The organism is Streptomyces sp. NPDC058401 (assembly GCF_042722885.1).
Taxonomy (GTDB): domain Bacteria; phylum Actinomycetota; class Actinomycetes; order Streptomycetales; family Streptomycetaceae; genus Streptomyces.
In genome coordinates this window covers 19,327-41,313 of record NZ_JBHXKA010000069.1, presented here as the reverse complement: position 1 = coordinate 41,313, position 21,987 = coordinate 19,327, and the positions used below count along the sequence as shown (strand labels likewise).

The following is a 21,987-nucleotide window of genomic DNA, read 5'->3' as shown; positions in this document are numbered from 1 at the left end:
CCCCTACCCGCCCTTCCACCGTTCCCCGGGGGCCGGCCCCCGGACCCCAGCTCCCGAAATCCAGCCCCTCCGGCGTTTGAGGAGCGGGGTCTGGGGCGGAGCCCCAGGGGGTCCCGGGCCCCGGCTCAGGGGGCTATGACGCGACCGCCGCGGCGGCCAGGGGGAGCCCGATGCGATCCAGCGCATCCTCCGCCCCGTACGGCTGGAGGTACGGCATCCAGCACGGATCCCGGTGCCCCGTCCCGATGATCCGCCAGGCCAGCCCCGACGGCGGAGCCGGCTGGTGCCGCAGCCGCCAGCCGAGGTCGACGAGGTGCCGGTCGGCCTTGACGTGGTTGCAGCGGCGGCACGCGGCGACGACGTTGTCCCAGGCATGCTGGCCGCCCCGGCTGCGCGGGATGACGTGGTCGACACTGGTGGCGACGGCCCCGCAGTACATGCAGCGACCGCCGTCCCGGGCGAACAGCGCGCGGCGGGTGAGTGGAACGGGCCCCCGGTAGGGGACCCGCACGAAGCGCTTGAGCCGAACCACGCTGGGCGCGGGGACGGCCCTTGTCGCGCTGTGCAGAAAGGCGCCGGATTCTTCCAGGGAGACGGCTTTGTTCTCCAGGACGAGGACGAGCGCGCGACGGAGCGGTACGACGCCGAGGGGCTCGTACGACGCGTTGAGGACCAGGACGTGCGGCACGGACTGCCTCCTATAACGCCGGCGGCGCGTGGCTCGCGCCGGGACGATCTGCTTTCCAGTCTCCCCTTACGGCTGGTCGAAGCGCCACCACGCGCCCGTAACGGGTCCGAGGTGTTTTCGACCACAACCGCTTCATCCCCGCGTGAGTCTGGTCTCTCCCTCGAACACGGCAACAAGTCAGGCCGAGTGCCCCGTTAGGGTGGATGGTCTGCCCGCCCCACCCCTACCGCGGGCAGGACGCTACATCTGGAGGTTCCCGCCGTGCCCAGGCCTGCCGCCCTGCTCCTGCTCGCAGCCGACAACCCGGACGCGTCCCAAACGATCAGAGATACCCACGAGAGCGTCACGAACGCGGCCAGTTTCATCGAGGAGAACTGGGCCGGATGGCTTTACCTGGGTCTGCGGATCCTGCTCATCCTGGTCATCGCCTTCGCCCTGCGTTCGGTGGTCCGCAAGTCGCTGACCAAGCTGATCACCCGGATGAACCGCGGCGCCGACGCCGTCGAGGGCACGGCCCTGAGCGGTCTGCTGGTCAATGCCGAGCGGCGCCGCCAGCGGTCCGAGGCCATCGGTTCGGTCCTGCGCTCGGTGGCCTCGTTCCTGATCCTCGGCACGGCGGCCCTGATGGTGCTGGGCGCGCTGGACATCAATCTGGGCCCGCTGCTGGCGAGCGCCGGTGTGGCCGGTGTGGCGATCGGTTTCGGTGCCCGGAACCTGGTCACGGACTTCCTCTCCGGCGTGTTCATGATCCTTGAGGACCAGTACGGCGTCGGCGACAAGATCGACGCCGGGGTGGCCTCGGGCGAGGTCGTCGAGGTGGGTCTGCGCGTCACCAAGCTGCGCGGTGACAGCGGCGAGATCTGGTACGTCCGCAACGGCGAGATCAAGCGGATCGGCAACCTCAGCCAGGGCTGGGCCACGGCGAGCGTCGCGGTGCAGGTCAAGCCCAACGAGAGCCTCGGCCGCATCCGCGAGGTGATCAAGGAGATAGCCGACACCATGGCCAAGGAGTCCCCGTGGGACGAGCGGCTGTGGGGTCCGGTGGAGGTGCTGGGCCTGGACGAGGTGCTGCTGGCCTCGATGTCGGTATCGGTGTCCGCGAAGACGATGCCGGGCCAGCAGTTCGCGGTGGAGCGCGAGCTGCGCTGGCGGATCAAGGACGCCTTCGACGCCGCGGGCATCGGGATCGTCGGGGGCCTGCCGGCGCCCGAGGAGGACGCGGCCCCGGCCGACCCCTCGGCGTCCGTCGCCGCGCCGTCGGCGCTGGCGAACCCGACCTCCCCGCAGTCCCTGGCCACCGCGGAGATCCCGCACCCGGCCGCGGGCGGCTCGGCCTCCGGTCCGCGCATCACGAAGTAGCGCCCGTCCGCCCGCCCCGCACGAACCGGCATCCGTACGCCGCTGCCCCCGCAGGTCCGACCTGCGGGGGCAGTGGTGTGTATGCGGGTGTACGTGCGTCCGCGCGGATGTTCGCGGGTCCGCGCGGGCGTACGTGGGTCCGCGCGGGTGCTTCGTGGGTGCACGCGCCGCCATTGACACGAGCGACCCACGAATAGGAAACTTACCTAACAGTTCACCTCGGTGAGAGAGAAGCCACCCCATGCCCGCCACCCCCGGTACGCCCAGCCTGTTGCGCGCCCTGAACGACCGGGCCGCGCTCGAGCTCCTGCTGACGCACGGTCCCCTGTCCCGGACCCGGATCGGGCACCTCACCGGACTCTCGAAGCCCACCGCCTCCCAGCTGCTGGCCCGTCTGGAGGCCGCCGGGCTCGTCGTCGCCACCGGCACCGCCACCGGCCGCCCCGGCCCCAACGCGCAGCTCTACGCCGTCAACGCGCGGGCCGCCTTCGTCGCCGGACTCGACGTCACCCCGGGCCGGATCCTCGCCTCCGTGGCCGACCTGGCCGGCGGGGTGATCGGCAGCCACGAGCTCCCGTACGCGGAGGGCACCGGGCCGGTCGATCAGGTCACCCGCGCCCTCGGCGAGGCCGTCAAGGACGCCGGGCTGCACCTCGCCGACATCCACCGGGTGGTCATCGCGACCCCCGGCTCCTTCGACCCGCGCACCGGGGTGCTGCGCTACGCCGACCACCTGGCGGGCTGGCAGTCCCCCACGCTCCTCGACGAGCTCGCCGCGGCCCTGCCGATGCCGGTGGAGTACGAGAACGACGTGAACCTCGCCGCCGTCGCCGAACAGCGGCTCGGCGCCGCCCGCGGCCACGAGGACTTCGTCCTGCTGTGGAACGAGGAGGGCCTCGGGGCCGCCCTCGTGCTCGGCGGCCGGCTGCACCGCGGCTGGACCGGCGGCGCCGGGGAGATCGGCTTCCTGCCGGTCGCCGGGCACCCGCTGGTCCGCCAGGTCACCCGGGTCAACTCCGGCGGCTACCAGGAACTGGCCGGCGTACAGGTGCTGCCCGCGATGGCGGAGCGGCTCGGCGTCGAAGCCCCGCCGGCCGCCGCGGCCGGGGCCGGCTCGGTGCACGGCGCCGTGTACGGGGCCGAGGCCGGGGCCATGGTCGAAGCGGCGGCCGCGCTGCTGGCCCAGGCCGCCGCCGCACCCGAGGGGGCCCACCTGGACCTCCTGCGGGAGTACGCCACCGCCCTCGCCACCGGACTCGCCTCGCTGGTCGCCGTACTGGACCCGGAGATCGTGATCCTCTCCGGCGCGCTGACCATCGCCGGCGGGGAGCCGCTGCGCGAGCTCCTCGAAGCCGAGCTCGCCGACCTCGCCCCGTCCCGGCCCCTGCTGGTGACCGGCGAGGTACGGGAACGGCCCGTCCTGCGCGGGGCGCTGGAGAGCGCCCTCGCCGCCACCCGCGACGAGGTCTTCGACACCTCACGCCGCTGAACCGCACCACCCGCACGAGTCCGCACCTCCCCGCAACACGGCACGCCTCCCCGCAACACGGCTCCTCCCCACCCCTCCAGGAAGTCCCCCCGCGCAGAGAGTGACTCCGCCATGCCCGGAATCCGCCGCCTGACCCTCGCCGCGACCTCCCTCGCCGCGATATCCGTACTCGCCACCGCGTGTACGGGCTCCGCCGCCAACACGGCCGCCGACGACCCGACCAAGGACGTCACCCTCAACTTCTGGCACGGCTGGTCCGCCCCCAGCGAGATCAAGGCCATCGAGGACAACATCGCCCGGTTCCAGAAGGCGCACCCGAACATCAAGGTCAACGTCACGGGCAACATGACGGACGACAAGATCAACCAGGCCCTGCGCGCCGGCGGGGACAAGGCCCCCGACGTGGTCTCCTCCTTCACCACCGACAGCGTCGGCAAGTTCTGCAACTCCGGCGCCTTCGCCGACCTGAACCCCTTCCTGAAGAAGTCCGGGGTCGACAAGGAGAAGGTCTTCCCCAAGACCCTCCTGGAGTACACCCAGTTCAACGGCAACCAGTGCACGCTGCCGCTGCTGAACGACGCGTACGGCCTCGTCTACAACAAGACCGCCTTCGCGGCCGCCGGGATCACCGAACCGCCCAAGACCTGGAGCCAGTTCGAGGCCGCCGCGCAGAAGCTGACGATCCCCAAGGGGGATTCGTACGAGCAGCTCGGCATCATGCCCACCTACCACGGCTACGAGACCGCCCCCCAGCGGCTGGCCGCGCTGTGGAGCCCGTCGTACTTCGACGCCGCCGGCAAGTCCAACCTGGCCAAGGACCCCGGCTTCACACAGATGCTGACGGCGCAGAAGGACCTGGTGTCCAAGCTCGGCGGGTACGAGAAGCTGGAGAAGTTCCGCACCACCTTCGGCGACGAGTGGAGCGCCGAGCACCCCTTCCACCTGGGCCTGGTGGCGATGCAGATCGACGGCGAGTGGCGGGCCCCCATGGCGAAGGAGGCCGGGGTGAAGTTCGAGATCGGGACCGCTCCGATGCCCGTCCCCGACGACCGGATCGCCGACTACGGCAAGGGCTACCTCGCCGGCACGATCATGGGCATCTCCTCGGGCAGCAAGAAGCAGAACGCCGCCTGGGAGCTGACGAAGTACATGACGACCGACACCGAGGCGGTCGTGGAGTTCGCCAACGCCATCCACAACGTGCCCTCCACGCTGGCCGCCCTGGATTCGCCGAAGCTCCAGGTGACCCCGGAGTTCAAGACCTTCATCGACATCGCCAAGCACCCGAAGTCGACCACCACCCCCGCGCAGGCGGACGGCGGCACCTACCAGCTGACCTTCACCGACTTCGCGTACGCGGTCGAGAAGGGCGAGGTCACGGACATCGCGGCCGGTCTCGCCAAGACCGACCAGCAGGTCGACACGGACATCGCGAAGGCCAAGTAGCCCGATGGCCGGCACCCTCTCCCCCGCGCTGCGCACCAGGCGCCGCAGGGCCGCACTGCGCACGGCGGCCTTCATGTCGCCCTGGCTGATCGGGTTCGGCGTCTTCTTCGCCTACCCGCTCGTCTCCACCGTCTACTTCTCCTTCACCAAGTACGACGGCTTCCGCCCGCCCGTCTTCAACGGGCTGGACAACTGGACCTACGTCTTCTCCGACCTGCCGATGTTCTGGCCGGCCATGCGCAACACCCTGTGGCTGGTCCTGGTCATGGTCGCCTGCCGGGTCGCCTTCGGGCTCGGCATCGGCCTGCTCATCACCAAGATCAAGCTGGGTACGGGCGTCTTCCGCACCCTGTTCTACCTGCCCTACCTGGCCCCTCCGGTGGCGGCGACCCTCGCCTTCGTCTTCCTGCTCAACCCGGGCACCGGCCCGGTGAACACCCTGCTGGACGCGGTCGGCCTGCCCACGCCCGGCTGGTTCACCGACCCCGCCTGGTCCAAGCCGGCCCTGACCGCGCTCGCGGTGTGGGGGGTCGGCGACCTGATGGTCATCTTCATGGCCGCGCTGCTCGACGTACCGCGCGAGCAGTACGAGGCAGCCGAGCTGGACGGCGCCGGGGCGCTGGCGCGCTTCCGCCACATCACCCTGCCGAACATCTCGCCGATCATCCTGTTCGCGGTGGTCACCGGCGTCATCCAGGCGATGCAGTTCTACACACAGCCCCTGGTGGCGGGGAAGGTGGCATCCGGGGTGATGGGCGGCTCGGGCCAGCAGTTCGAGCCCGGTTACCCCGACAAGTCCACCCTGACCCTGCCCCAGGTCATCTACAACGTCGGCTTCCAGCGCTTCGACTACGGCGCCGCCTGCGTGGTCGCCCTGGTGCTGTTCGCCCTCTCCATGGCCTTCACCGCGCTGCTCATGCGGCGGCGCGGCGGCCTGATCGAGGCAGGTGACTGAGGAATGAGCCAGACCCTCACCCGCGGCGCGCCGCGGACCCCGCGTCCCGCCGCGCCCGGCACCCCGGACTCGGCGCGGGCCGTACGCACCGCACGCCGCCGGGCCGCCCTGCACTGGGTGGCCGTGCACTCCCTCGGCGTCGCGGCGGCGCTGTTCTTCGTCCTGCCCTTCGTGTTCCTCTTCCTGACCTCGATGATGAGCGACCAGCAGGCGCTGACCCGCGACCTGTGGCCGCACAGCTGGGAGTGGGGCAACTACGCGAAGGTGTGGGACACCCCCGGCTTCCTGACCTGGTGGCGCAACACCCTGCTGTACGCGGGCCTCGGCACCCTGCTGACCGTGGTCTCCTCGGTGCCCGTCGCCTACGCGCTCGCCAAGTTCCGCTTCCGCGGCAAGCGGCTGTCGCTGCTGCTCGTGATCGCCATGATGATGCTGCCGCCCCAGGTCGTCGTCATCCCGATGTACCTCTTCTGGGCCAAGCAGCTGGACCTCTCCGGCACCCTGTGGCCGCTGATCATCCCGATGGCCTTCGGCGACGCCTTCTCCATCTTCCTGCTGCGCCAGTTCCTGCTGACGATCCCCGACGAGTACCTGGACGCGGCGAAGGTCGACGGCTGCGGCGAACTGCGCACCCTGCTGCGGGTGGTCCTGCCGATGGCCAAGCCCGGGATCGCGGCCGTGGCGCTGTTCCAGTTCTTCGCCGCCTGGAACGACTACTTCGGCCCGCAGATCTACGCCTCCGACAACCCCGCCGCCTGGACCCTCAGTTACGGACTGGAGTCCTTCAAGGGCGCGCACCACACCAACTGGAACCTCACCATGGCGGCAACCGTGCTGGTCATGGCCCCGGTGATCGTCCTCTTCTTCTTCGCCCAGAAGGCGTTCGTCGAAGGCGTCACCCTGACCGGAGTGAAAGGCTAGTCATCATGAAACTCGCAGTGGTGGGCGGCGGTTCCACCTATACCCCCGAGCTGATCGACGGGTTCGCCCGGCTGCGCGACACCCTGCCCATCAGCGAGCTGGTGCTGATCGACCCGGCCGCCGAGCGGCTGGAGCTGATCGGCGGGCTGGCCCGGCGGATCTTCGCCAAGCAGGGGCACCCGGGGCTGATCACCACCACCTCCGACCTCGACGCGGGCGTCGCCGACGCGGACGCGGTCCTGCTGCAGCTGCGCATCGGCGGGCAGGCCGCCCGGCTCCAGGACGAGACCTGGCCGCTGGAGTGCGGCTGCGTGGGCCAGGAGACCACCGGCGCCGGCGGGCTCGCCAAGGCGCTGCGCACGGTCCCGGTGGTCCTCGACATCGCCGAGCGGGTCCGGCGCTCCAACCCGGACGCGTGGATCATCGACTTCACCAACCCGGTCGGGATCGTCACCCGCGCGCTGCTGCAGGCCGGGCACAAGGCGGTCGGGCTGTGCAACGTGGCCATCGGCTTCCAGCGCAAGTTCGCCGCGCTGCTGGAGCTGACGCCGGCCGACATCCACCTCGACCACGTGGGCCTCAACCACCTCACCTGGGAGCTGGGGGTGCGCAAGGGCGGCCCGGAGGGCGAGAACCTGCTGCCGCAGCTCCTCGCCCGGCACGGCGAGGCCATCGCCGCGGACCTGCACCTGCCGCGCGCGGTGCTGGACCGGCTCGGCGTCGTCCCCTCGTACTACCTGCGCTACTTCTACGCGCACGACGAGGTGGTCCGGGAGCTCGGCACCAAGCCCTCGCGCGCCGCCGAGGTCGCCGCGATGGAGAAGGAACTGCTCGGCCTGTACGGGGATCCCGCGCTGGACGAGAAGCCCGAACTGCTCGCCAAGCGGGGCGGCGCCTTCTACTCGGAGGCCGCGGTGGACCTGGCCGCGGCCCTGCTGGGCGACGGCGGGAGCGCCGTTCAGGTGGTGAACACCCTGAACAACGGAACCCTGCCGTTCCTGCCGGACGACGCCGTCATCGAGGTGCAGGCGCGGGTGGACCGCACCGGGCCGTCGCCGCTGGCCGTACCGCGGCTGGACCCGCTGTACGCGGGGCTGATCTCGCACGTCACGGCGTACGAGGACCTCGCGCTGGACGCAGCGCTGCGGGGCGGCCGCGAGCGGGTCTTCAAGGCGCTGCTGGCGCACCCGCTGGTGGGCCAGTTCGACCTCGCCGAGGGGCTGACGGACCGGCTCCTCGCGCACAACAAGGAGCACCTGGCATGGGCGTGAGCCGGCCCGTTCCCCCGCCGGCGGCCGCGGCGGTCCTCGCCGTCGACGCGGGCAACAGCAAGACGGACGTGGCGCTGATCGCCGCGGACGGCCGCGTCCTCGGCACCGGACGCGCGGGCGGCTTCCAGCCCCCGCGCGTCGGGGTCGAAGCGGCGGTGGACGTCCTCGGGCAGGCCGTGGCCGAGGCGGCCGCGGCCGCCGGGCTGCCCGAGCCCGCGGCCGGAGCCCCGTACGCCGTCCGGGTTTCGGCCTGTCTGGCCAACGCGGACCTGCCGGTGGAGGAGCTCCAGCTCGCGCAGGCCATCGGCGCGCGCGGCTGGGGCGCGGCCACCGAGGTCCGCAACGACACCTTCGCGATCCTGCGGGCCGGACTCGGCGAGGACGCCGGGGGCCCGCGCGGGGTCGCGGTGGTGTGCGGGGCGGGCATCAACTGCGTGGGCATGCTGCCCGACGGCCGCACCGCCCGGTTCCCGGCGCTGGGACAGATCTCCGGCGACTGGGGCGGCGGCGGCGGGCTCGCCGCCGAGGCCATGTGGTGGGCGGCGCGCGCCGCGGACGGGCGCGGGGGTCCCACCGGGCTCGCGGCGGCCCTGCCGGGGCACTTCGGGCTGGAGTCCGTGTACGCGCTGATCGAGGCGCTGCACCTGGGCACCATCGAGCCCGTACGGATGCACGAGCTGGTGCCGGTGCTGTTCGCGGTGGCCGCGGCCGGTGATCCGGTCGCGGCGGCCCTCGTCGAGCGGCAGGCCGAGGAGGTCGTGGCCCTGGCCGCGGTGGCGCTGGAGCGGCTCGGGCTGCTGGCCGAGGAGGCACCCGTCCTGCTGGGCGGCAGCGTACTGGCCGCCCGGCACCCGCAGCTCAACGGCCGGGTGGAGGCCCTGCTGGCCGAACGGGCCCCGTACGCACGGGTCTCAGTGGTGACGGCCCCGCCGGTGCTGGGCGCCGGCCTGCTGGGTCTGGACGCGCTGGGGGCGGGCCCCGGGGCCCACGAGAAGCTGCGTGCCCATTTCGGATGAACCCCGCCCGCACCGGAACCATCGCGGCCCCCGGGGCGTACTGACGGTGAAGGGGTGGAGCGGACGGGGGGACCGGCCGGGCAGGACCGGGGACGGATCGGGGCGGATCGTGCCTGATCCCGGACCGGGTGCTGTGGAGGACCGCCACTAAGGCCATACTGCTGCGAAGCACGAAGGACCGAGGGGGAGGTCAGGGGTGGCCATCACATCACGCGCGCCCGCGCCCGGCGGCGTCCAGGCGCCCTCCGGGCCGCCGGCGCCGCCGCCCGACGCGCTGCCCGGGCGGGGCACCGCCTGGGCGGAGGGCGTGGAGCGGCTGCGCGCGGCCGCCACCACCGAGCCCGGCCGGCTGCGGATCGTCGGTGCGGCCCTGGCCGCGCTGGTGCTGCTGTTCGGCGCGGTGGCCGTCTGGGAGATCTCCGGCCGGGTCACCGCGGCCGACGACGTCGTGGGCCGCAGCCAGCCGCTGAGCGCGGACGCGGCGAGCATCTACCGTTCCCTCGCGGACGCCGACACGGCCTCCTCCAGCGGTTTCCTCGCGGGCGGCAACGAGCCCCGCGAGGTCCGCAGCCGGTACGAGAAGGACATAGCCAACGCGTCCCGGCTGCTGGTGAACGCGGCCGCCAGCACCACGGCCGGCGAGGACTCCCGCAAGCAGATCACCCTGCTGAGCGAGCAGCTCCCCCGCTACACCGGTCTGATCGAGCAGGCCCGGGCCACGAACAAGCAGGGCCTGCCGCTCGGCGGCGCCTACCTCCGGTACGCGAACGAGCAGATGAGCACCCAGCTGCTGCCCGCCGCGCAGCGGCTCTACGAGGCGGAGACCGGCCGGCTCTACACGGACTACGACGAGGCCCGGGCGCTGCCCCTGGCCTCCTTCGGGGCCGGTCTGCTGGCGCTCGCCGCCCTGCTCTGGGCCCAGCGGCGCAACTACCGCCGTACGAACCGCGTCTTCAACCACGGGCTCGTCGCGGCGACCGCCGCCTCGCTGGTGCTCCTGCTGTGGCTGGCCGCGGGGCACACGGTCGCCCGGTCGGGGCTGAGCGAGGCCCGCACGGACGGGCAGGAGTCGCTCAAGGTGCTCAACGACGCGCGGATCGCCTCGCTCCAGGCGCGGGCCAACGAGAACCTCACCCTGGTGTCGCGCGGCGCCGTACTGGCCGAGGACAAGAAGTCCGACAAGTACGACGTGGACTTCTCGAACGACATGAAGGACCTGGACGCGGGCCTGGCGACGGCGGCGAAGCTGGCCGACGACACGGCCGGCCGGGACCCGGTGGCCCGCGCCGCGGAGGGCGTGCGGCAGTGGAAGGGCCTGCACGCGGCGGCCCGGCAGACCGACTTGACGGGTGACTACCAGGGCGCCGTCGGGCAGGTCATCGGCGACAAGGACCACCCCAAGCCCACGGGCGGCGCCTTCGACACGGTGGACGCCTCGCTGGAAGAGGCCGTGGTCCACGAGCAGCGCGAGTTCACCCGGGCGGCGCAGGACGGGCTCGGGGCGCTCGACGGTTTGGTGACAGGTACGGCGGCCCTGGCGGTCGTCGGCGCGGTGGGCGCCCTGCTCGGCATCGGGCGCAGGCTTTCGGAGTACAGGTGAGAGCGATGCCGGGACGGTTGAAGCGCGCGGACGAGGGCTCCGGGGACACCGCGGAGCAGACTGCCGAGGTCCAGGACGTACGGGGCCTGCGGCGGCTGACGGGCCGGCTGCGCGGCTGGGGCGGGGTCGGTGCGATGGCCGCGGCCTGCGCGCTGACCGCGGCGGCCGTGCTGCTGCCCCTGGCCCAGGCGGCGCCGGGCGGCCCGGGCGCCTCCTCGCCGGTGCGCGAGCCGGCCAGGATGGCCGTCGCTCCGCTGGCCCCCGCGGACACCTGTGAGAACCCGGAGGCGAGCCTGCGCCCCAACGGGCTGGACGGCTCCGCCATCCAGCGGATCCGCGCCGCGGGGCACCTCGTCGCGGGCGTGGACCAGAACAGTTTCAAGTGGGGTTACCGCAATCCGGCCGGGGAGCTCGACGGCTTCGACATCGCCCTGGTCAAGGCCATAGCGAAGGACATATTCGGCGAGGACGGCAAGGTCATCTACCGGGCCATCCCCACCAGCCAGCGCATCCCCGCGCTCAAGGACGGCACCGTCGACATCGTCGTGCGCACGATGACCGTCAACTGCAAGCGGCTGGAGGAAGTCGCCTTCTCGACGGCGTACTTCGAGGCCGGTCAGCAGGTGCTGGCTCCCAAGGGGTCGACGATCACCGGCTACGACGGCTCGCTGAAGGGCCGCCGGATCTGCACGGCGGCCGGCTCCACGGCGGAGGCGGCGCTGGCCGCCCAGTCCTACGGCGCCGTCCCGGTGAGCGTGCCCAACCAGCTCGACTGCCTGGTCCGGCTGCAGTTGGGCGAGGTCGACGGGATCATCACCGACAACGCCCTCGCCGCCGGGCAGGCCGCGCAGGACCCGTCGGTCAGGCTGGTCGGCTCCCCGTTCACCAAGGAGTTCTACGGGGTGGCCATGAACAAGGACGCCGGTGACCTGGTGCGCCGGGTCAACAAGGTGCTGGAGGACTACCGCGCGGGCGGTGGCGACAGCCCCTGGATGAAGGCCTACCGGGACCACCTGGAGCCCGTGCTGCCCGGCGTGGGCGGCCCGCCCGTTCCCAAGTACCGGGACTGAGGCCGGTGTCGGATTCTGAGCCCGATGTCACAAGACCGGAGGCGGGATCGGTGGAGGCACATCCTTTGGGGACGCATCCTTTGGGGGCCCAGCCTTCGGGGGCTCAGCCTTCGGGAGCCCAGCCGGCGGTGATGGACCGGGATGCTGTGGACCGTGCGCTGGCCCGGCTGGGCGCGGAGCACGAGGCCGTCGAGACCTCGCTGCTCGCGCTCCAGGACCACTCCGGCCGGCGGCTCCTGGAGGGCGCCGGGCTGACCGGGGTCACCAAGGAGCGGTGGGCCGGGGCCGACGCGGCCATCACCCGGCTGTGGCGGTACTTCGACGCCTACAGCGGGGCGCTGGGCGCCGCCCGGGAGATCCGCGAGCGGCGCCGCTGGCCGAACCGCGAGGACCTGGTCGAGCTGACGGACCGGCTGCGCGGGCCCGGGGTGCTGATCTCCGGCGCCGCGGTGGAGGGGGCTCCGCTCGCGGAGCGGTTCTCCCTCGCCGAGCTGGTGTCCCGCATGAACGAGCTGTACGCGAGCTCCCTGGACGTGGTGGTCGCCGCGGACTCCGTGTGGTCGGCGCTGCCCGCCCGGATCGACCTCCTCTCCGCCGAACTGCACCGCACGCGCGCCCTCGCCCACTCGGTGGGGGTCCGGCCCGGGGAACACCCTTCGGGGGACGACCTGGAGGCCATCACGGCCGAGCTGGCGGACCTGCGGGCCCGGGTGATCGAGGACCCGCTGGCGTTCTGGTTCGCGATGGCCGGGAGCTCCGCGCCCGGCGGCGGCCGTCCGGACACCGGGCGCTACGACCGGGCGGCGCTCGCGCTGGAGGACGTACGCCGGGAGGTCGAGGCGGTACTGGCCGTCCGGCAGGACGCCGAGCAGCGGCTGATCGGGCTGCGGGACGTGCTCTCGCGGGCCGACCGGACCCTGGCGGAGGCCCGGGTGGCCCGCGGCGAGGTGCTGGCGAAGATCGCGGCGTCGGAGGTGCCCGCGGTGAGCGGCCCGCCGACGGCCCTGCAGGAGCAGCTGTCGGCGGCGGCCGAGTACCGGCGCCGGGCCCAGTGGCACCGGCTGTCGCCGCTGCTGGAGTCCCTGGAGGAGCGGGCCGGGGAGGAACTGCGCCGGGCCCGCGAGTCGTTGACCGCGGTGACGGCTCCGCTGGCCGTGCGGGCGGAGCTGCGCGGGCGGCTCGACGCCTACCGGGCGAAGGTGGCCCGGCTCGGCATGGCGGAGGATCCGCTGCTGATGGAGCGGTACGACACCGCCCGGCGGATGCTGTGGAGCGCTCCCTGCGATCTGCGGGCCGCCGAGCAGGCGGTGCTGCGCTACCAGTGGGCGACGGCCGAGGCGCTGCCGGCGCCGCAGCAGGACCAGCGGGACCAGCAGAATCAGCGGGATCAGCAGGATCAGCAAGGGCACCGACCGGTGCACGAGTGGCCCGACGGGCCGAGGGAGGGGGACGCGTGAGTCTGATCGGAACGGCGTGCATGCGCCCCGGCTGCCCGGGGACGTACGAGGACATGGGCGGCGGCGAGGTCTACTGCGGCACCTGCGGCCTGGCGCCGGCCGGCGCCGTCGCGGCGGGCGCCGAGGAACTGGTGTCGGTGCCGACCGCGATGACGAGCGCGGCCCGCCACGGGGACTCGCAGGGCTCGCACGGATCCCAGGGCTCGCACGGGTCCGGGCGGTCCTCCTCGTCCTCCTCCTCGCGGGCTTCGCGCTCGTCGCGCTCCTCCTCGTCGCGGCGCTCCGTGTCGGGCCGGCTCTCGCGCGCGCTCTCGGGGGCCGCGTCCACCCGGTCGGTGTCGGTGCGCAGTTCGGGCTCGGCTCCCTCGGGCTCGGGCCGCGGCCGGCTGGGCGCCGGGCTGGTCAACGTACCGGAGGTGCCTCGTCCGGATCCTTCGGCGGCGGTGCTGGAGAACCCTGAGGTCCCCGAGCGCAAGCGGTTCTGCTCGCGTTCGGACTGCGGGGCGCCGGTGGGGCGGGCCCGCGGGGAGCGGCCGGGACGGACGGAAGGTTTCTGTACCAAGTGCGGGCACCCGTACTCCTTCGTGCCCAAGCTGCGCGCGGGCGACCTCGTCCACGGCCAGTACGAGGTCGCGGGCTGCCTCGCGCACGGCGGGCTGGGCTGGGTCTACCTCGCGGTGGACCGGGCCGTGTCGGACCGGTGGGTGGTGCTCAAGGGCCTGCTGGACACCGGTGACCAGGACGCGATGGCGGCCGCGATCTCGGAGCGGCGCTTCCTCGCGGAGATCGAGCACTCCAACATCGTGCGGATCTACAACTTCGTGGAGCACCTGGACCAGCGGACCGGTTCGCTGGACGGGTACATCGTCATGGAGTACGTCGGCGGCAAATCGCTCAAGGAGATCGCCAACGAGCGGCGCCGCACGGACGGCCGCCGCGATCCGCTGCCGGTCGAGCAGGCGTGCGCGTACGGCATCGAGGCCCTGGAGGCGCTGGGCCACCTGCACAGCAGGAACCTCCTCTACTGCGACTTCAAGGTCGACAACGCCATCCAGCAGGCCGACCAGCTGAAGCTGATCGACATGGGCGCGGTCCGGCGGATGGACGACGAGGAGTCGGCCATCTACGGCACCGTCGGCTACCAGGCGCCGGAGGTGGCGGAGGTCGGCCCTTCGGTCGCCTCCGACCTGTACACGGTGGCGCGCACGCTGGCCGTGCTGACCTTCGACTTCCAGGGCTACACGAACGTGTTCGTGGACTCCCTGCCGGACCCGCAGCACATCGAGGTGTTCGGGCGGTACGAGTCCTTCTACCGGTTGCTGGTACGGGCCACCGACCCGGATCCGGGGCGGCGGTTCGCGTCCGCACAGGAGATGGCGGACCAGCTGACGGGGGTGCTGCGCGAGGTCGTCGCGCTCCAGACGGGCCGCCCGAGGCCGCAGGTCTCCACCCTCTTCGGTCCCGAGCTGCGGGTGCCGGACGACCGGCTGTTCACCGATGACAGGTCGGGCGGCCACGTGTCCCGGCTGGGCGAGCGTCCCGTGAAGCAGCGGCGGGCTGGGCGGACTCCGGCTCCGGCCGCCGCCCTCGCGGCGGCGCCGGCTCCCGCACCGCTTCCCGCCCCGCCTTCTGGCGCGGCCCTGCCCGTGGGGGCGCCGGCCGCTCCGTCGGCTTCGCCGATCACCGGGTACGGCACGACCGGGCTGGTCACCACCTCGACGCACCGGACCGCGGGCCCCGGCGTGCCGGCCCCGCGCCGGGCACCGGCGGCCGCACCGCCGCCGCCCGTCGGGATCACCGCCGCCCGGCGGCCCGAACTGTCCACGCTGGACACCCGCGAGGCCGCGCTGGCGCTGCCCGTGCCGCTGGTCGACTCCGGGGACCCCAACGCCGGTTTCCTGGCGGGCCTGCTGGCCTCCGCGCCGGCCGACCTGCTGGCCGCGCTCGGCTCGGCGCCCGTCGAGTCCGCGGAGCTGCGGCTGCGGGAGCTGCGGGCCCGGCTCGAACTGGGCGGCGCCGACGCGCCGCTCGTGGCCGACGCGCTGGCCCGGCTGGAGGCGCGGCACCCCGACGACTGGCGCGTGGTGTGGGCCCGGGGCGTCTCCTCGCTGGCCGTCGGGGAGGACGAGACGGCGGCCCTGTCCTTCGACGCCGTCTACGACGCCTTCCCCGGCGAACCGGCGCCGAAGCTGGCGCTGGGGCTGTGCGCGGAGGTGCTGGGGCAGTTGGACAACGCCGCCGAGTACTACCGGCTGGTGTGGGCCACGGATCCGGGGTTCGTCGGGGCGGCCTTCGGGCTGGCCCGGGTGCAACTGGCCACCGGGGACCGGGCCGGAGCCGTGCGCACACTGGAATCCGTACCGGAGGCGTCGATCCACCACACCGCCGCGCGGGTGGCGGCCGTACGGGCACGCCTGCGCGACCGGTCTCCCCAGGAGGCGCTGCTGCCCGACCTGTCGGCGGCCGCGGCGCAGGTGGAGGCCCTGGGACGGTTCGGACTGGACTCGGTGCGGCACGAGCGGCTCAGGGCGGAAGTTCTGGGCTCGGCGCTGGACTGGGTACTGTCGGGTAGCCGGGGTTCCGATCCCGGCCCTACCTCGCTCCTCGGCTGCCAACTGGACGAGCGGGGGCTGCGCTTCGGCCTGGAGCGCTCGTTCCGCGTGCTGGCACGGCTGGCGCAGCGGGGCGAGGAGAGGATCGAACTGGTGGAACGGGCAAACCGTTTCCGTCCCCGGACGTGGGTGTGATTGATGTCGATGCATCGGCTGTCGGGCTGCCCCAGCTGCGCGGAACCGCTGGAGGAGGGTGACCGCTTCTGCGGCCTCTGCGGCTACGCCCTCACGGCGCCGTCCCCCACGGCGCCCCCCTCGCCCCCGTCCGCCCCGGCGGGCCCGGCCCCGGCTCCGCCTGACTTCCCACCGGGCCCGGCCCACCCGACCCCCGCGGCCCCGGACTACCCGCCTGCGGCCGGCCCCGGCGTGCCCGACTCCCCGGTGGGCCCGGCGTACGCCGTCCCGTCCGTTCCTGCTCCGGCCGGGGCGGATCCGGCTGCGCCGGTCGCCCCTGCGGCTGCCCACGCGGGCACCGCCGGCCGGGCCGCTCCGGCCGCCGGGGTCCCGGCCGCGCGCGGGCTCCCGTCGTCCGACGAGGAGTTCGCGCCCGGGCGCTCCGGCGGCTACCCCGAACCGGCGGCCCCCGGGTACGCGGGCGAGGCCGCGCCCGGCTGGGGCAGCGTCTCCACCGCGGCCCCCACCCTGGTGTCCGGCCCCGCCGGCTGGTCCGACCCCGGGGCCCAGGGCGGCGGCCCCCACGGCACGCCCCCGGGCCCCGAGAGCCCGTACGCCGGTCCCCCTCAGGGCGGGCACCCGGCGGACACCACCCCCTACGGCGCCAGCCAGCAGGGCACGGGTCCCGCGGGCGGCGGAGCCCCGTACGGCAGCCACGACGGTCACGACGGCTACGACGGCTACGACGGTCGCGATGCCTACGGCACCCCGGGCCCGGGAGAGCCCGCCTCCCGCTACGACCACCCCGCCCAGCAGGGGCAGCACCCCGGCGGCGAAGCCCCGTACGGCACCGGCCACCAGGGACCCGGCCAGGGGCACGAAGCCCCGTACGGCGACCCCTCGCAGGGGTACGCCCCCGGCGGCGAGGCCCCGTACGGCAGCTCCACCCCGCAGGGCCACCACCCCGAGGGCGAAGCCCCGTACGGCGGCTCCACCCCGCAGGGGGGTTCTCCCGAAGGCGAAGCCCCGTACGGCGAGCCCGCCCCGCAAGGGGAGGCCGGGGGGAAGACCTGTGTGGCCTGCCGGGCCGGGCGGGTGGACACCGACGGGTACTGCGAGCACTGCGGGCACGCGCAGCCCCGGGAGCGGGACCACCTCGAAGAGGAGCTCGGGAGCGTCGCCGCCGTCAGTGACCGCGGGCTGCGCCACCACCGCAACGAGGACTCCTTCGCCGTGGCGGCCACCGCGCTGCCCGACGGCTCCGCCGCCACCGTGGCCATCGTCTGCGACGGCGTCTCCTCCGCCAGCCGCCCCGACGAGGCCTCCGCGGCGGCCGCCGGAGCCGCCAACGAGGCGCTGCTCGACGCCCTCCCCCGCGGCGCCCACCCCCAGGAGGCCATGCACGAGGCGATCCTGGCCGCCGCCGCGGCCGTGAACGCCCTCGCCCCCGAGGTGCCCGGCGCTCAGAACGCCCCCGCCTGCACCCTGGTCGGCGCCGTGGTCAGCCGCGGTCTGCTGACCATCGGCTGGGTCGGCGACAGCCGTGCGTACTGGGTCCCCGACGACCGGGCCGCCCTGCCCCGCAGACTCACCGAGGACGACTCCTGGGCCGCCCAGATGGTCGCGGCGGGCCTGATGGGCGAGGCCGAGGCCTACGCAGACGTCCGCGCGCACGCCATCACCGGCTGGCTCGGGGCGGACGCGTACGACCTGGAACCGCACACCGCCACCTTCAAGCCCGACCACGACGGCGTGGTCGTGGTCTGCACCGACGGGCTGTGGAACTACGCCGAGTCCGCCGGGGACCTGGCCCGGGTGCTCCCGGCCGACGCCGCCGTCCGGCCCCTGCACAGTGCGCAGGTGCTGGTGGGGCACGCCCTCGACGGCGGCGGGCACGACAACGTCACCGTGGCCGTCGTCCCCTTCGCGGCGACCCCGCCGGCCCCACAGACCCCGCCCGCAAGCACCGCGAGCACCGCGGGCACCACGGGCACCGCAAGCACTGCGGGCCCGCAGGCCCAGGCCTGATCCCCGTCCCCGAGGAGGAGCGACCGATGGCGAACTTCGCCAAGCCGAGCGCCCCGCGCTTCAGCGTGGAGGTGTACCAGAACGAGTTCCTCGCCGAGGGCGCCCGCGACGTCCACGCCATCGTCACGGTCACCTCCACCGGCGGAGCCGCTGCCACCCGGACGGCCGTCGCCCCGGGCGGCGCCGCCGTGGTGATCATGGTCGACTGTTCCGGCTCGATGGAGTACCCGCCCGACAAGATGCGCGGCGCCCGCGAGGCGACCGCCGCCGCCGTGGACACCCTCCGCGACGGCACCGCCTTCGCCGTGATCGCCGGTACCCACGTGGCCAAGGAGGTGTTCCCCCGCCGGGGGCACCTGGCCATCGCCGACGCCACCACCCGCGCCCAGGCCAAGGAGGCCCTGCGCGGCCTCTCCTCCGGCGGCGGCACCGCCATCGGTACCTGGCTGCGCCTCGCCGACGGCCTGCTGCACGGGTCCACCGCGGCGATCCGGCACGGGATCCTGCTCACCGACGGCCGCAACGAGCACGAGGACCCGGCCGTGCTCCGTGCCACGCTCGACGCCTGCGCGGGCCGTTTCACCTGTGACGCCCGCGGCGTGGGAACGGACTGGGAGGTCAAGGAGGTCACCGGCATCGCGAGCGCGCTGCTCGGCACGGCCGACATCGTGGCCGATCCGGCCCGGCTGACCGCCGACTTCACGCACATGATGGAGAACGTCATGGGCAAGGAAGTGGCGGACGTCTCACTGCGCCTGTGGACGCCGGTGGGCGCGGAGATCCTGTACGTCAAGCAGGTCGCCCCCGCCGTGCAGGACCTGACCGGCCGCCGCACGGAGGCGTCCCCGCGGGCCGGGGACTACCCGACGGGCTCCTGGGGCGACGAATCCCGCGAGTACCACGTGTGCGTCCGGGTCCCGGGTGCCTCCGTGGGCCAGGAGATGCTCGCCGCCCGCGCCGCCCTCGTCATGCCGGGGGCTCCCGGCGGGGAACCGGCCGTTCTGGCCCAGGGTTTGGTCCGCGCCGTCTGGACGGACGACCTCTCCGCGTCCACCGCCATCAACCCCCAGGTGGCCCACTACACCGGACAGGCGGAGCTCGCCCAGGCCATCCAGCAGGGCCTGGAGGCCCGCAAGCTGGGGGACGTCGGCGGGGCCACGGCCAAGCTCGGCCGGGCCGTGCAGCTGGCGAGTTCCTCGGGCAACGCCGACACCGCCAAGCTGCTCGCGAAGGTGGTGGATGTCGTCGATGCGGCGGCGGGTACTGTGCGCCTGAAGGCAAAGGTCGCCGACGCGGACGAGATGACACTAGAAACGCGTTCCACTCAAACCGTTCGAGTGCGAAAATCTTGACGTGACGCCTGACGCTCTGATCGTGACCTGATCAGAAGCGAGCCGGACGCGAAGAAGAAGCCGCAGAAGCAAGCTGCGGAAGAAGACCCTGCCTCGTTGACGCAGGAAGAAGGAGGAAGCGCCGCGATGCCGACCTGCCCGAACGGGCACCAGTCCGCCTCCGACGACTGGTGCGAGGTCTGCGGCCACCGCATGGCTGCCCCTACGGGCACCCCCGGGGCGCCCTCCTACGGCTACGGCTACCCTCCGACCGGCGAGCCGACGGCACAGGCCGAGCTCTGCCCGCAGTGCCGGACCCCGCGCGAGGCCATGGCCCCGTTCTGCGAGGAGTGCCGGTACAACTTCCTGACCCGTACGGCGACCTCGTACGCGCCGCTCTCCCCGGAGATGCCCCCGCCGCCGCAGCCGCCCTCCCCGGGCGCGCCCGCGGCCCCGCCGGCGTACTCCCAGGACCACTTCGACTACCAGGGCTCGCGGCCCTCGCGGGTCAACCGCCCGGCCGAGCCGCTGCAGCGCGAGGACGACTGGATGCTGCCGCCTCCGGCGCGCCAGGACTTCCAGCAGCCCCCGTACCAGCAGCAGCCGCCGCCCCCTCAGCACCAGCAGCAGCCGCCGCAGCACCAGCAGCCTCACCAGCCGCAGCAGCACCAGCAGCCGCAGGCACATCAGCAGCAGCCGCAGGCGCAGCAGGCTCCGCCGCCGCCGTACCAGCAGCAGCAGCCGCCTTCCCGGACCGGGCAGTACCAGCCGCCCCAGCCGCCCCCGCACCACCAGCAGCATCAGGCGCCGCAGACCCACGCGCCCTACCAGCCGCCGCAGCAGCCGTACCAGCCCCAGGGCGGCGGGGCCTGGACCGCGACCATCGGTCCGGACCGCACGTACTTCATGGCGATGATGCAGCGCAGCGGCCCCGAGGCGGCCGGGCTCGACCTGCCCGCGTACTCCCCGGAGCAGCACCTCCCGCTGGCCGGCGGCCAGATCACCATCGGCCGCCGCCGTGCCTCGACGGGCGAGGCTCCCGACATCGACCTGTCGGTGCCGCCGGAGGACCCGGGCGTCTCGCACCAGCACGCGGTGCTCGTCCAGCAGCCGGACGGCAGCTGGGCCGTGGTGGACCAGAACTCCACCAACGGCACCACGATCAACGGCGGCGAGGAGTCGATCCAGCCCTACGTGCCGGTTCCGCTCGCCGACGGGGACCGCGTCCACGTCGGCGCCTGGACCACGATCACCGTCCGACGCGGCTGACCCCGCGCGGCCTCCTGAACGCGGTGAAGCCCTCCGGTTGACCGGAGGGCTTCGTCGCGTTCAGGAGTACTCAGCCGCCGACCAGCGGGTCCCGCGCGTTCCGCCGGCGCCGCACGCTCACCGCCGCGGCGGCGGCCAGCAGCAGGACGAGCAGTCCGGCGAGGAGCAGCGGGGGCAGCGTCCCGGGCGCGGCGCCGAAGTACACGAACGGCAGTCCCGCGAGCAGGACGGCCGGTGCGGTGCGCAGCCGGGCGAACGCGGGGCGTCCGGCCAGCAGCAGCCCGGCGGCCACCGGTGCGACGAAGCGCAGCTGGGTGAACGGGTACACCAGCGGGACCGTCAGCACCGCACCCGCCAGGACCAGCGTCCACGCCAGCACCGCGGCCACCCCGGCCCGGGTGCGGATCCGCGGGGTCGGCCGCAGGTCGGGTGGGCAGGCCACCGCCACCAGGGCCAGGCCCAGGACCGGGCCCAGGATGATCATCGGGGTGCTGAAGAGCGCCTGGATCCCGGTGCCACCGATGCCCATCCGGGCCGTGGTGGCGACGAGCTCCGCGACCACTCCCGCCAGCACGGTCCAACTGCCTGCCGACCAGCGCCCTGCCAGTGCGAGGAACACGCCGAACAGCATGACGAGGTAGCCCGCCACCAGCACCAGGAAACCCGCGCCGATCTGTCCGGCGAACATGGCGTAGCGCATCATTCCCATCCAGCCCGACGCACTCGCTCCGACGGCGACCAGGGCGAACGGCGCCAGCGCCCCCAGCAGCCTGCCGGGGCGTCCCGCGGAGCCCAGGCCGAGCCGCATGCGCAGGGCGTGCCCGGCCACGTCGGCGCCTTCCCGTACCCGGGCCGGCACCCCCGCCCCGCTCGTGGCCTCCTGGTACGCGTAGGCGATCTCGTCACCGAACTCCCGGCGGTAGGCGGCGGGATACAGCCGCAGCAGCGCGCTCACCTGCCCACCGCCGTGCGGCCGACGCGCAGTGCGGTGCCGAGGGAGGCGGCCGCCCCGCCGAGCCCCAGCCGCCGGGTCGCCTCCTGGGCGGTGCGCGCGAGCCGGGCCGCCTCGGCGGTCAGGACCTCCCGCCCGCGCGGGGCGAGCGCGTAGCTGCGCCGCCTGCGTCCGTCGACCACCTCTTCCTCGTGGACGGCGATGAGTTCTTGTTCCAGGAGCCGTTCCAGGGCCCCGTAGAGGGTTCCGGTGCGCATCTTGGTGCGGCCTTCCGAAATCTTCTCGACCTCCTGGGCGATCGCGTAACCGTGCCGCGGGGCATCGGCGATCGCCGTGAGGATCAGCAGGGTCGGCTCGCGAAGAGCTTGATCATTCACATCCGCACCATAGCTCGGCAGCCGACATATGT

Annotated in this window: 17 protein-coding genes; 14 read left to right on the top strand and 3 right to left on the bottom strand. The window is 73.5% G+C overall.

Annotated elements, in window-relative coordinates; translation table 11 throughout:
• Nucleotides 1-133: 133 nt before the first annotated feature.
• Complete coding sequence (locus tag ACFWNV_RS24245) at nt 134-688, bottom strand: HNH endonuclease (RefSeq protein WP_383950729.1); 555 nt, start codon at nt 686-688, stop codon at nt 134-136.
• Between the two features lie 261 nt (nt 689-949).
• Here ACFWNV_RS24245 and ACFWNV_RS24240 point away from each other — a divergent pair, with 261 nt between their 5' ends.
• The 14 genes from ACFWNV_RS24240 to ACFWNV_RS24175 all read left to right on the top strand — a co-directional run bounded on the left by ACFWNV_RS24240 (nt 950) and on the right by ACFWNV_RS24175 (nt 20,626).
• Entirely contained in the window at nt 950-2,047 is a 1,098-nt protein-coding gene (locus ACFWNV_RS24240; RefSeq protein ID WP_383950726.1) for a mechanosensitive ion channel domain-containing protein, read from the top strand.
• A 241-nt stretch (nt 2,048-2,288) separates the two neighbouring features.
• Complete coding sequence (locus ACFWNV_RS24235; protein WP_383950723.1) at nt 2,289-3,536, top strand: ROK family transcriptional regulator; 1,248 nt, start codon at nt 2,289-2,291, stop codon at nt 3,534-3,536.
• A gap of 111 nt (nt 3,537-3,647) precedes the next feature.
• The gene (locus ACFWNV_RS24230; RefSeq protein ID WP_383950721.1) at nt 3,648-4,982 is read left to right on the top strand and encodes an ABC transporter substrate-binding protein; all 1,335 of its coding nucleotides are present in this window, start codon (nt 3,648-3,650) and stop codon (nt 4,980-4,982) included.
• A 4-nt stretch (nt 4,983-4,986) separates the two neighbouring features.
• Entirely contained in the window at nt 4,987-5,937 is a 951-nt protein-coding gene (locus ACFWNV_RS24225; protein WP_383950719.1) for a carbohydrate ABC transporter permease, read from the top strand.
• Between the two features lie 3 nt (nt 5,938-5,940).
• Nucleotides 5,941-6,858: a carbohydrate ABC transporter permease gene (locus ACFWNV_RS24220; protein ID WP_383950716.1), complete on the top strand. Its 918-nt coding sequence runs from the start codon at nt 5,941-5,943 to the stop codon at nt 6,856-6,858.
• A 5-nt stretch (nt 6,859-6,863) separates the two neighbouring features.
• Entirely contained in the window at nt 6,864-8,129 is a 1,266-nt protein-coding gene (locus tag ACFWNV_RS24215) for a 6-phospho-beta-glucosidase (RefSeq protein ID WP_383950713.1), read from the top strand.
• Complete coding sequence (locus tag ACFWNV_RS24210) at nt 8,120-9,145, top strand: N-acetylglucosamine kinase (protein WP_383950711.1); 1,026 nt, start codon at nt 8,120-8,122, stop codon at nt 9,143-9,145. Before ACFWNV_RS24215 ends, ACFWNV_RS24210 begins: the two co-directional genes overlap by 10 nt.
• 196 nt (nt 9,146-9,341) lie before the next feature.
• Nucleotides 9,342-10,745: a hypothetical protein gene (locus ACFWNV_RS24205; RefSeq protein ID WP_383950708.1), complete on the top strand. Its 1,404-nt coding sequence runs from the start codon at nt 9,342-9,344 to the stop codon at nt 10,743-10,745.
• 134 nt (nt 10,746-10,879) lie between these two features.
• Nucleotides 10,880-11,815 (top strand): glutamate ABC transporter substrate-binding protein, encoded by a 936-nt coding sequence (locus ACFWNV_RS24200; RefSeq protein ID WP_383950736.1) that lies wholly within the window; start codon nt 10,880-10,882, stop codon nt 11,813-11,815.
• Between the two features lie 131 nt (nt 11,816-11,946).
• Nucleotides 11,947-13,272, top strand: coding sequence for a hypothetical protein (locus ACFWNV_RS24195; protein WP_383950706.1), 1,326 nt, complete (start codon nt 11,947-11,949; stop codon nt 13,270-13,272).
• A 5-nt stretch (nt 13,273-13,277) separates the two neighbouring features.
• The gene (locus ACFWNV_RS24190) at nt 13,278-16,019 is read left to right on the top strand and encodes a tetratricopeptide repeat protein (RefSeq protein WP_383950734.1); all 2,742 of its coding nucleotides are present in this window, start codon (nt 13,278-13,280) and stop codon (nt 16,017-16,019) included.
• Nucleotides 16,020-16,022: 3 nt separating this feature from the next.
• A complete protein-coding gene (locus tag ACFWNV_RS24185) occupies nt 16,023-18,026 on the top strand; it encodes a protein phosphatase 2C domain-containing protein (protein ID WP_383950703.1) in 2,004 nt (667 codons plus the stop codon).
• A gap of 26 nt (nt 18,027-18,052) precedes the next feature.
• On the top strand, nt 18,053-19,378 hold the full coding sequence (locus ACFWNV_RS24180) for a VWA domain-containing protein (RefSeq protein ID WP_383950700.1): 1,326 nt from the start codon (nt 18,053-18,055) through the stop codon (nt 19,376-19,378).
• A gap of 126 nt (nt 19,379-19,504) precedes the next feature.
• The gene (locus ACFWNV_RS24175; RefSeq protein ID WP_383950697.1) at nt 19,505-20,626 is read left to right on the top strand and encodes an FHA domain-containing protein; all 1,122 of its coding nucleotides are present in this window, start codon (nt 19,505-19,507) and stop codon (nt 20,624-20,626) included.
• Nucleotides 20,627-20,696: 70 nt separating this feature from the next.
• On the opposite strand, the gene ACFWNV_RS24170 is transcribed toward ACFWNV_RS24175, so the two are convergent.
• The gene (locus ACFWNV_RS24170; RefSeq protein WP_383950694.1) at nt 20,697-21,581 is read right to left on the bottom strand and encodes a hypothetical protein; all 885 of its coding nucleotides are present in this window, start codon (nt 21,579-21,581) and stop codon (nt 20,697-20,699) included.
• Nucleotides 21,578-21,955, bottom strand: a complete 378-nt coding sequence (locus ACFWNV_RS24165) for a PadR family transcriptional regulator (RefSeq protein ID WP_383950691.1) — start codon at nt 21,953-21,955, stop codon at nt 21,578-21,580. The genes ACFWNV_RS24170 and ACFWNV_RS24165 overlap by 4 nt, the downstream gene beginning before the upstream one ends.
• Nucleotides 21,956-21,987 lie beyond the last annotated feature (32 nt).

Excerpts from the sequence above, each read along its gene's own strand:
- ACFWNV_RS24200 (WP_383950736.1), top strand. The coding sequence starts at position 10,880 with ATGGCCGCGGCCTGCGCGCTGACCGCGGCGGCCGTGCTGCTGCCCCTG.
- ACFWNV_RS24210 (WP_383950711.1), top strand. The coding sequence starts at position 8,120 with ATGGGCGTGAGCCGGCCCGTTCCCCCGCCGGCGGCCGCGGCGGTCCTC.
- ACFWNV_RS24235 (WP_383950723.1), top strand. The coding sequence starts at position 2,289 with ATGCCCGCCACCCCCGGTACGCCCAGCCTGTTGCGCGCCCTGAACGAC.
- ACFWNV_RS24195 (WP_383950706.1), top strand. The coding sequence starts at position 11,947 with ATGGACCGGGATGCTGTGGACCGTGCGCTGGCCCGGCTGGGCGCGGAG.
- ACFWNV_RS24230 (WP_383950721.1), top strand. The coding sequence starts at position 3,648 with ATGCCCGGAATCCGCCGCCTGACCCTCGCCGCGACCTCCCTCGCCGCG.
- ACFWNV_RS24215 (WP_383950713.1), top strand. The coding sequence starts at position 6,864 with ATGAAACTCGCAGTGGTGGGCGGCGGTTCCACCTATACCCCCGAGCTG.
- ACFWNV_RS24220 (WP_383950716.1), top strand. The coding sequence starts at position 5,941 with ATGAGCCAGACCCTCACCCGCGGCGCGCCGCGGACCCCGCGTCCCGCC.
- ACFWNV_RS24185 (WP_383950703.1), top strand. The coding sequence starts at position 16,023 with ATGTCGATGCATCGGCTGTCGGGCTGCCCCAGCTGCGCGGAACCGCTG.
- ACFWNV_RS24225 (WP_383950719.1), top strand. The coding sequence starts at position 4,987 with ATGGCCGGCACCCTCTCCCCCGCGCTGCGCACCAGGCGCCGCAGGGCC.
- ACFWNV_RS24180 (WP_383950700.1), top strand. The coding sequence starts at position 18,053 with ATGGCGAACTTCGCCAAGCCGAGCGCCCCGCGCTTCAGCGTGGAGGTG.
- ACFWNV_RS24175 (WP_383950697.1), top strand. The coding sequence starts at position 19,505 with ATGCCGACCTGCCCGAACGGGCACCAGTCCGCCTCCGACGACTGGTGC.